This is a genomic window from Vibrio sp. 10N.247.311.13, assembly GCF_041467595.1.
Taxonomy (GTDB): domain Bacteria; phylum Pseudomonadota; class Gammaproteobacteria; order Enterobacterales; family Vibrionaceae; genus Vibrio; species Vibrio crassostreae_C.
Window position 1 is genome coordinate 1 of sequence record NZ_JBFSUX010000112.1, and the last position, 3,842, is coordinate 3,842.

3 protein-coding genes are annotated in these 3,842 nt (G+C 43.5%); 1 reads left to right on the top strand and 2 read right to left on the bottom strand.

The annotated features are described in order from the left end of the window. Window positions 1-109 precede the first annotated feature (109 nt). Window positions 110-1,003 carry a lipase secretion chaperone gene (locus AB6E52_RS22755; RefSeq protein WP_102319987.1) on the bottom strand — a complete coding sequence of 298 codons (894 nt, stop codon included), beginning with the start codon at window positions 1,001-1,003 and terminating at the stop codon, window positions 110-112. A gap of 38 nt (window positions 1,004-1,041) precedes the next feature. After that, a complete protein-coding gene (locus tag AB6E52_RS22760; RefSeq protein WP_102319988.1) occupies window positions 1,042-1,983 on the bottom strand; it encodes a triacylglycerol lipase in 942 nt (313 codons plus the stop codon). Between the two features lie 473 nt (window positions 1,984-2,456). Between AB6E52_RS22760 and AB6E52_RS22765 the strand changes: the two genes are divergently transcribed. Continuing rightward, window positions 2,457-3,704: an SGNH/GDSL hydrolase family protein gene (locus AB6E52_RS22765; protein WP_102319989.1), complete on the top strand. Its 1,248-nt coding sequence runs from the start codon at window positions 2,457-2,459 to the stop codon at window positions 3,702-3,704. Window positions 3,705-3,842: the final 138 nt, after the last annotated feature.

The window sequence follows — 3,842 nt, forward strand, 5'->3', positions numbered from 1 at the left end:
ACAGCTCTGAAGGATCCTTCAACCGATCGCTTTGGCTTTAACTGATCGGCATTAGTCACTCTTGACTGGTTTTTTATTTTCGATAGATTTTTGACTAAATCACCAAACCTTACTGGCCGTTCTCAGCGGCTCTGATTCTCTCAATCGCTTCTACCCTTCTAAGCTGTTGTGGCTGAAAATGAGCTTCTCTAAGCTGAGCGATCGTCTCTTGTTGCTCAATTGTCGAGAGGGCTGAGTCATTCAAAATGTCATTTCGTTCAACAAAATAAATCTCTAAAGCTCCTTCAAAGTCCGCTCTTTGTTTATCGAGTGCTTCGAGCCTCTGTGTCGCTTCTTCGCCAACCAGTTCATTTCTCTTCAAGTATTTACCTTGTTCGTCCAGACCTTGTGAGTTGGATAGTTGCTGTAATAAAACCTGATTTTGATGACTGGACTGAACATAATCGGGTTGTTCAGATAGGTAAGATTCAAGCCTTTGCTGATATTCTTGTTCCTCTAGCCCTTCTTGTTTCAGAAGTAACTTTTCTAAAGCGATTTCCCTCATTTTATTGTCATGGGTAAACAGGATACTTATCTCGCTCTCACTGAAAAATTGAGTTTGAAGGTCAAGCAGAGCTTGATTCAGTGCGCGTAAGTCCTCTGCGGATATTGAGGTGGTGTCGAATTGAACATCCAATGTTGTCAGTGCCGACTTGTACTCAAGATACTTTGCGAACAATGCTTCATCGACCACCGCTGCTTGTGATTGCTCGTGGTGATTTGCCACATTGTCACGAATCTCTTCGAGGGTTAATTCTGTATTGCCTGACACGAAATATTCCATCATGTCTTTGGCTGAAGCACTATCGATTTCGGTATCTTGTTGAGAGCTAACCTTCAATGAAGAAGCGCTTTGTTCGTTGTTATTATATGAACTTACCTCTTCCTTCTTTAGATATAAAAAGACCGCCGCTGTGCTCATCAGGGCTATCGTGGTTATCGACAAAATGGCGGTCTTTTTCATTATATTTTCCTTATGATCTTAACTTTGGGCAGCGCGACTTACAGGCCAGCCAACTTCAATCGATTCGCGTGTTGGCGATATAACGTCACTGGATCAGTCTCAAAGAGATGATGAATACCCAACAACCCATTAATCTCATCTAGGTGGTTCATTTTGTAATCATCACTAATCACTTTGCCCAAATGCGCGCTACATGCTCCCACTAACCCGTCATTAGGTTCATTAAAAGCTAAACCAAGGATTGTCATCGCTCCGTCGGTAGGATCCAGAAGGTTGGTAAAAGTGGAAGATCCTGTCCATGAATAGTAATAAACACCGTTGTTTGCTTGCCATTCACCATCACCACACGCAGACGTCGGAACGCCTTCAGGGTAAAACTGGTTGAATGCAAGCGAACCTTCAGTGGTCAACGCTTCAAGAGATGCAAGGCCATCTTGGTCTAGATCCGTTCCACCAGATAAAAGGTTAATCAGTGTCGTCAATCCACCAGCCAACTTAACCGCGATACCTTCCGCAGCTGAGCCTTCTGATACGCTTCCACGCACGAGATCGGCAACTTTAGATCCTTTATGGACGCCACCAATGCTTGTCACTGAGGCTACCAGATCAGGACGAACTGAAGCCACATAGCGCGCTGTTGGTCCGCCGTGGCTGTGACCAACTAGGTTCACCTTACTTGCCCCGGTCGCGGCTAACAGTGTTTCAACTTGAGCCAGCAACTGCTCTCCACGCACTTCAGAGCTGTTGGTCGCAGAAACCTGAGCGACGTATACACTCGCGCCATCTTTTGTCAGAGATTCCGGTACGCCATAAAAATAGTCGACGCCCGCCAATGTATCGAAGCCAAACAAGCCATGTACCAACACAATGGGATATTTCGTTTCAGTGTATCCGCTGACTTCTAATGCCGATGCGCTCGTTCCTGCATAGGCACCAAAACTGGATAGGCAGGCTATCGTCCAAATTAATATCTTTTTCAATGCTCTTTCCTTAAACAGATTAGACCTCTGATGAGTAAAAGAACCGTAGATGATGATTTTATAAAACAGAAAGTAACGACTTCATATTTGTGATGGCGAACTTGAATTAAACAGGTGCGATGAACATCAGGCAAACAGAATCAGGAGAAAAAACATAAGCAATTGATTAAATTAACATTTAACTAAGGTTGATGAGATTGTTCTTTCAATATCCCGACTCAAATATCAATTCAACATTCTCAATAAACCAAAATTATTCGACAAATAACCGTTTGGAAACAGGTATTTTTCAACCAAAACTCGTTGATAACTTGATGCTTATTCCATTAACGACACACCACAACCCTGAATATATTGACGCTAATTATTGATTTTAGATATAGGTCGTACCAGTTATTTACTTATCCACTTATCCACTTATCAAGCAACAGCGTTTCTGTTTGGCTCATCTAAATATAAAAGAGAATACAGTGATGAAAAATACGGCTTTAATACTCACGTTAGCCCTGCCTTTTGGCGCTTATGCCGCTGAAGACTCAATACCAACACCTGAATCGATTACATCTGCACAAGTACTCAGTGCACAAGGCTCAGAGACCTATTCATATGTTAGATGTTGGTATCGAGCCGATGCCTCTCATGACTCCCCAGCCACCGACTGGAAGTGGGCAAAGAAAGAGAATGGTGATTACTACACGATCAACGGATATTGGTGGTCTTCCGTTTCATTCAAAAACATGTTCTACAGCGATGCCCCGCAATCGGAAATTAAACAACGTTGCGAACAGACGCTCGACATCCAACATGACGCCGCTGACATCACCTACTTTGCCGCAGATAATCGCTTCTCTTACAACCACTCAATCTGGACCAACGACAACGCTTTTCAAGCCAGTAGCATCAATCGTATTGTCACCTTTGGTGATAGCCTGTCCGACACTGGTAATCTATTTAATGGCTCACAATGGGTTTTTCCGAACGCAGATTCGTGGTTTTTAGGGCACTTTTCGAATGGTTTAGTCTGGACGGAGTATTTAGCAAAAGCGAAAGATGTCCCTCTGTATAACTGGGCTGTGGGTGGCGCCGCAGGTACCAACCAATACGTGGCATTGACTGGTGTTTATGATCAAGTCACCTCTTATCTGACCTACATGAAAGTCGCCAAAAACTATCGTCCGGAAAACTCACTGTTTACTTTAGAGTTTGGCCTCAATGACTTCATGAATTACAACCGAGAAGTCGCCGATGTAAAGGCTGACTTTAGCAGCGCGCTGATCCGCTTAACAGAATCTGGTGCGAACAATATCCTGCTGTTCACCTTACCCGATGCAACCAAAGCCCCTCAATTCAAATACTCTACCGAACAAGAGATAATAAAAGTTCGTGGCAAGATCTTAGAATTCAACCAGTTCATCAAAGCTCAAGCCGAGTATTACCAAGGTATGGGGAAAAACGTAGTGTTGTTCGATGCAAGTGCGTTGTTCGCCAGCATTACCGATAACCCAGAACAACATGGCTTTCGAAACGCGAGTGATGCTTGTCTTAATATCAATCGAAGCTCAGCCGCGGACTACTTGCGAAGCCACAGCTTAACCAATGACTGTGCCACCTATGGTTCAGACAGTTATGTATTTTGGGGCGTGACACACCCAACTACAGCTACTCATAAATACATTGCCGACCACATCTTGGCGTATTCGTTCTCGACGTTCAATTTCTAACTAAATATCGAAAAGTAATGGCTGAGCCAAGGTCGAGATACAAAAAAACCGCCTAATATTGGCGGTTTTTATTTATGTCAGTTTTACTAGGGCGTGTTGATCTTTGCTGTACATTTCGCGTTCAACAATACATCGGTA